The 6,311-nt window shown below is 37.1% G+C and carries 6 protein-coding genes; 1 reads left to right on the forward strand and 5 read right to left on the reverse strand.

From position 1 onward, the window contains the following. Nucleotides 1–32: 32 nt before the first annotated feature. Both ILA26_RS03360 and ILA26_RS03365 read right to left on the reverse strand, forming a co-directional pair. Nucleotides 33–665, reverse strand: coding sequence for an SAM-dependent methyltransferase (locus tag ILA26_RS03360; protein ID WP_292894059.1), 633 nt, complete (start codon nucleotides 663–665; stop codon nucleotides 33–35). 1 nt (nucleotide 666) lies between these two features. Then, complete coding sequence (locus ILA26_RS03365; RefSeq protein WP_292894061.1) at nucleotides 667–1,197, reverse strand: metallophosphoesterase; 531 nt, start codon at nucleotides 1,195–1,197, stop codon at nucleotides 667–669. Nucleotides 1,198–1,298: 101 nt separating this feature from the next. Here ILA26_RS03365 and ILA26_RS03370 point away from each other — a divergent pair, with 101 nt between their 5' ends. Beyond that, nucleotides 1,299–2,390: a formate--phosphoribosylaminoimidazolecarboxamide ligase gene (locus tag ILA26_RS03370; RefSeq protein WP_292894063.1), complete on the forward strand. Its 1,092-nt coding sequence runs from the start codon at nucleotides 1,299–1,301 to the stop codon at nucleotides 2,388–2,390. Nucleotides 2,391–2,398: 8 nt separating this feature from the next. Here the strand turns inward: ILA26_RS03370 and ILA26_RS03375 are convergent, their stop codons facing one another. The 3 genes from ILA26_RS03375 to ILA26_RS03385 all read right to left on the reverse strand — a co-directional run bounded on the left by ILA26_RS03375 (nucleotide 2,399) and on the right by ILA26_RS03385 (nucleotide 5,873). Then, nucleotides 2,399–2,818: a hypothetical protein gene (locus ILA26_RS03375; RefSeq protein ID WP_292894065.1), complete on the reverse strand. Its 420-nt coding sequence runs from the start codon at nucleotides 2,816–2,818 to the stop codon at nucleotides 2,399–2,401. Nucleotides 2,819–2,835: 17 nt separating this feature from the next. Further along, nucleotides 2,836–3,204: a DUF5518 domain-containing protein gene (locus ILA26_RS03380; protein ID WP_292894067.1), complete on the reverse strand. Its 369-nt coding sequence runs from the start codon at nucleotides 3,202–3,204 to the stop codon at nucleotides 2,836–2,838. Between the two features lie 71 nt (nucleotides 3,205–3,275). Then, entirely contained in the window at nucleotides 3,276–5,873 is a 2,598-nt protein-coding gene (locus tag ILA26_RS03385; protein WP_292894069.1) for an ATP-dependent helicase, read from the reverse strand. Nucleotides 5,874–6,311: the final 438 nt, after the last annotated feature.

The raw sequence follows: 6,311 nt of genomic DNA on the forward strand, positions 1-6,311 counted from the left end.
AACAGCTAATCAAGCATACAATAATCTTTAAATTATTTTCTTTTTCTCTTTTTTTTGTTAGGCATATATTCCAGGCCAACAACATACATTTCTGAACTTTTTTTACGTGATGATGCGGGTTTTGTTGTTCTCACGTGTCTGAATTTGCCTTTGAGTGAATCCAGCATCTCCTTGTATTCCGGACCCTGGAACACCTTCATGACAAGATTTCCCTTTGGCTCGAGGATGTTTTCAGCTATTCCGATAACTGTGTAAGTTAGGTCTATTGATCTGAGCTGGTCAATGTTCTTGATTCCGCTTAATGAGGGGGATGCGTCTGACATTACAACCTTTGCCTTTCCTCCGATGAGTTTCATTATTTTTTCCTGAACTTCTGGAGTTGTGAAGTCTCCTCTGATTCCGAAATAGTTTTCCTCGTGGAATTTCTTAAATCGGTTCAGATCCACTCCGACAACTATTCCTTCCTCTCCAACTTTTTCTAAAGCCACCTGTGACCATCCTCCAGGTGCAGCTCCGAGGTCAACAACTGTGTTTCCCTGCTTGATGAGCTTATACTTTTTATCTAGTTGCTTGAGTTTATATGATGCTCTTGAACGATAATCTTCCTTTTTAGCCTTTTTATAATATGGGTCATTGTGCTTTTCCATTTGCCATTTGCTTCCCATTCTAATCCCTCTTGTATTGGTCAAAATCTAGTGCACTGCATACCGGAGCGCCAATCTTGACGATTTCAACGTCAACTTCCTTGTTGTTTATCTCGAGCAACATTACTGTCCTGTCTGCAAGCCTTGGAACGATTGGGCTTCCAGGATTTAAAAGCAATACTCCGTTTTTCTGTTCGATTTTAGGCTGGTGGGAGTGTCCTGAAATCAAAATGTCTGCACCTAATTCCTGTGCTAGGTAAAGCAACTGGTCGCTATCCGCTCTGGGATAGACTTCCCCATGAACAACTCCAATTTTCAAACTTTCAGCCTCAATGATTTTGGCTTTTGGAAGGTCAATTCCATTGACCCTATCCATATTTCCTTGAACTGCCATGACTGGAGCTATCCTTTCCAAGTCCTCAATGACCTTTGGAGAGGTCAAGTCTCCTGCATGAATGATTAAATCAACGTTATCAAATGAATCGAATACCTTTTGGGGTATTTCTTTTGCCCTGTCCGGGATATGTGTGTCTGAAATTAAACCGATTAACATATTTTTTCAATCCTTTTTTTATAGATAAATATCTATTCATAAAACTATTTAAATTCATAAAAATATATTTATATATATCATTCTTTTAAGGAGAAGATAAAATGGGAGAAGTTAAAAAGGAAGATATTTTAGAAATCTTGGCTAAATATGACAAAAGTGAAATCACAATAGCCACTCTCGGAAGCCACACTTCTTTACATATTTTACAAGGTGCAAAAGAAGAAGGATTTAGAACAGCTATTGTATGTCAAAAAGGAAGGGAAATTCCATATCAACGCTTTGGAGTTGCTGATGAATACATTATCGTTGATGAATTCAAGGACATTGTCAATGAGGATGTTCAACAAAAACTCCGAGACATGAATGCAATCGTCATTCCTCATGGATCTTTTGTTGCATATGCTGGTTTAGATAATGTTGAAGATAAGTTCAACGTCCCAATGTTCGGAAACAGAGATGTTCTCAGATGGGAAGCAGAAAGAGATAAGGAAAGAGCATTGCTTGTTGAAGGTGATGTAAGAATCCCATTCAAATATAATGATCCTTCTGAAATCGACCGTCCTGTTATGGTCAAGTTCCCTGGTGCAAGAGGTGGAAGAGGTTACTTTGTAGCATCATCTACTGAAGAGTTCGATGCAAAAATCGAAGCTATGAAAGCACGTGGATGGTTAGAAGACAGTGATGTTGAAGCTGCTCACATTGAAGAATACGTATCCGGATGTAACTACTGTATACACTATTTCTACTCTGCACTTGATGATACCGTTGAATTGATGGGTATGGATACAAGATATGAATCAAGCATTGACGGATTTGTAAGAATGCCTGCAAAAGACCAATTGGACATTGATTTAAGTCCATCTTATGTTGTAACAGGTAACCACCCTGCTGTAATCCGTGAATCATTACTTCCACAAGTATTTGACATGGCTGACAAATTAACTGAAAGTGCTAAAAAATTAGTTGCTCCTGGATTAAACGGTCCATTCTGTATGCAAACATTAGTTAACGATAATCTTGAGGTAATCTGTTTCGAAATCAGTGCTAGAACTGATGGTGGTACTAACACATTCATGGATGGTTCTCCTTACTCCTACTTAACCTACGGCAAACCAATGAGTATGGGTAGAAGAATCGCTGTTGAAATTAAACGTGGTATAGAAAGAGATGAATTAGAAAAAATAATAACATAAATTTGTTATTATTTATTCTTATTTTTATTTTTATTCTTGTTTTTTCCGATTTTTTGTTGTTTTTCGTATTCAGCCATTGCTTTCACACGGTTTCTTTTTGTCCATGCACCGACCAAACCAACAAAAGCACCAACAATCAAAATGATTAAGGTTACGGTTATCACACCGGTTTCACTTACGAAGAAATCTCCTGAAAATGTTCCCATATATCCTTGTAATGTCAAAATAACTATTGGGGTTGATGCAAGTAATCCCATTAAAGTTCCTAATTTGACAGTGTTCTGTCCGTATCCTGCGTATAAAAGTCCTATTGCTGAAAATGGATAAAGCCAATCGTTGTATTGGTATCCAAATATAATACATGCAGCAGCTATTGCTGCACCAAATACCAAAGCCTTAACATTAATGTCTGGTAAGAATTTCATCATATTATCTTCTCCAAAACTTATTCTTTAGAAGCTATTGCCCCTCCAACAGCTCCAGTTATTCCCATAACTATTGCATAATAAATCAAATATCCAATAATTGTGAATATGCTTGCAATTCCGGAAATTGTAAATCCGGCCAATCCTCCAAAGATGCCGAGTAGGCTTCCTCCAAGGGTTGCGCTCAGCACAAACACTATTGCTGTAATAATTGTGCCTAATGCTCCCGCAACGGCAGCGTTCCACAGTCCTCCCATTGCTCCTGAGTGGGCAATGTATCCTGTGATGAATCCAACTATTAGCAATCCAACAAATTCATATTGTGCAAAAAATGATTTTACGAAAACCGCTAATATGAAACCAACAAATACTGCACTCCATTTAGTCATAATATCACCTTTTAATATAATTATCTAATTTCATTTATAAAAGTATTTATTTTTAATTTTTGAAATTTGGTTTAATAAATGTCTTTTAATTTATCTTTAATCTGATCAAGTATTGCTTGATGCATTCTTTTGGTGAATTCTCCCTTGTCATTTTGATTTAGCACATCTAAGTAACCTTGTGAGACCAGATTGAATGCAAATGGGCTTGGTATCACCGTATTGATGGTTTTTATTTCCATCTCTCCGCTGTCAACCATATTTATGACTTTCAATGCATTTTTTATGTCCATGTAATCTTCCAACGCTTCCCTTCTTGCTTCCTTCAAGATTGAAAAGTTGTCATCCATTTCCTGAACGAACTTGAGAAGGATTTTTCCCCTAACCTGTTGGCGGCCAACAGATTTTGATTCCCCTTTGTACCTTCTTAGAGTCATCAGTGACCTTCCTGCACAATGTCTGAATCTTGAAGCAAGGGTTTCTGTTTTATTTAATGAATTTGTAAGTATCCTTTCAAAGTTTTCAGGATTAAGTTCTCTGAATGATTCCAGGCCTCCAATGGTGCCATCTGAGCTCAAATAGAAACCGTTGTCTGAAATTGAGATTGTTATGTTTGTGTTGTACTTCTTGGCAACGACATATGCAACGGCACGGGACAGAGCATCGTTGACCTTTCTTCCGAAAAGTGAATGGAATATCACGAAACGTCTGTCTCCGAATCCTCTGTAATATTCAATTAATAGGCAACGATTTGATGGAATCTTTGCATATTTGTACTGTTCCACAAAATATTCGTAGAGGGAATTGGCCGCAAAGTCGTCCACATAGAGATAATCATAAATGAATTCCATTATCTCTTCTTTGCTTCTTCTATATTCGAATTTAGCCTCCATGAATGACCTGAACTTTTGAATGTCCATTGCAAGGTCAAAGGACAATGGCAATTGCTGTGAAAACCATGAGGGGATTGTTGGAGGTCCGCTTGCAGGGGTAACGTTTATTGTCATTCCCTTGCCGTAATTGAATCTGTATGTTCTGCCTCCCAAAACGAAGGTGTCTCCCTTTTTCAATCTTTCCATGAATGATTCCTCGATTTTTCCAACGGTTTCTCCATCGCATTTGACGAGCACTCCGGAGGAGTCGGGGATTGTGCCTATGTTTGTTGAATAAAGCATTCTTGCCAGTTTTCCACGCTTTCCAAAGGTATTTTGCTTATAATCTATCCATATTTTTGCATAAACGTATCTCTCTTCAAGTTCAGGATATTCTCCAGCCATATAACTCAATACGTCCTCATAATCGTCCCTTGTGAGATCCTTGTAGCAATAGCTTTTTCTTACGATGTCGAATGCATAGTCAATGTCCCATGGATTTTCAATGCTCATTCCGTAGATGTGCTGTGCCAACACGTCAAGACAGTTGGTTGGAATGTTGATTTTGTCAATTTTTCCTTCCTTGGCATTCTTAAGTAAGACTGAGCATTCCACTAAATCGTCCCTGTCGGTTACTATTATCCTTCCCTTGGACTTTTCATGAAGCCGGTGTCCGCTTCTACCGATTCTTTGAAGTGCTCTTGCAACGGATTTCGGTGAGTTTATTAAAACTACCAAATCAATGTATCCTATGTCAATTCCAAGCTCAAGGGATGTTGATGAAATTACTGCCTTCAATTTTCCTTCTTTCAGTTTGTTTTCTGTTTCCAGACGAACTTCCTTTGAAAGTGATGAGTGGTGGGCCATTATGTTTGAATCATTATAGTTCATCGGATACATTTTCTTCAGGTTGTAAACAAATCTCTCTGTTCCGCTACGGGTGTTTGTAAATATCAATGTGGTTTTGTTTTCTTGAATTAGGTCATCAAGCAAATCATACATTCCCAAACGTGTGTCCTCTTCGTCTGCGAGGACTATGTCACTTACAGGACACATCACTTCCATGTCCAGTTCCTTCAGGTAGTTTATGTTCACTATCTTGCAGTTTCGTTCGACGCCGTATTCGTATCCGACAAGGAATTTGGCAACTTCCTCTAATGGGCTAACAGTTGCTGAAAGTCCGATTCTGGTGTATTGGCCTATCAGATGTTGCAATCTTTCCAGTGATAAGCTTAGATGAACTCCTCTTTTGTTTTCCGCCAAGGAGTGGATTTCGTCAATTATCACATATTTCACATGGCTCAGCTTTTCCCTGAACTTTGGAGCAACAAGCAATATTGACAATGTTTCCGGTGTTGTGATTAGAATGTGTGGTGGCTTTTTAAGCATCTTTTGCCTTTGGTACTGTGTGGTGTCTCCTGTACGGACTGCCTTTCTTATTCCAAGCTTTTTGCCAGCTATCTTTTCAATGCCCTCTAACGGGTCGTCAAGATTTTTCTCGATGTCATTGTCCAGTGCCTTCAATGGGGAAATGTAAATGCAGTAAACCTTGTCTTTCAGTTCCTCTTTTTCAGCAAGTGAGGTCAATTCACTGAGAACCGAGAGAAATGCTGTCAAGGTCTTACCTGAACCTGTCGGTGATGAGATGAGAATATTGTTTTTCTTGTGGATGTCAATGATTGATCTTTTCTGGGCAGGGGTAAAGTCATCAAACTGATTTTCAAACCATTGTCTGACCCAAGGGTGTAGGGTTTTGTAGATTTGTTTTTTTGAATAACTTTTTGTTTGCTCTTCAATCATTATCCTTTCCTCATTTTTATAAATTGATTAATCTTAATTTAATTTTTAATTTTTCTTAAATTTAATGGTCAGTGTGATAATTTTTAATGATATTTTTTTCATACATTGAAATTTTTTCCGATGATTTTTTAATCACTTAATCAAAATTATCTATTATTTTTTACATTTTTCTAATTAATTTTCAACATTTTGGAATTTTTTTGGTTAAACAAAATTTTTAAATAGTTTCGAATGTAATATATTTAATCATAGGCATAAGCCTAAGGTGGTATAAAAAATGAATGATTTATTTAACTTAAAAGGAGTCTGTAAAATTTCATAGGCTTCTTTCAAATTTTATTTTTTTACACTTGAAATTTCACTTCGATGAAAATTCGTTCTAATTTTTCTTTAATTTCAAAATAAACAATTAAAAAATAGTAAATTACTTAAATAAGT

It is taken from the genome of Methanobrevibacter sp. (assembly GCF_017940815.1).
Classification (GTDB): Archaea; Methanobacteriota; Methanobacteria; order Methanobacteriales; family Methanobacteriaceae; genus Methanocatella.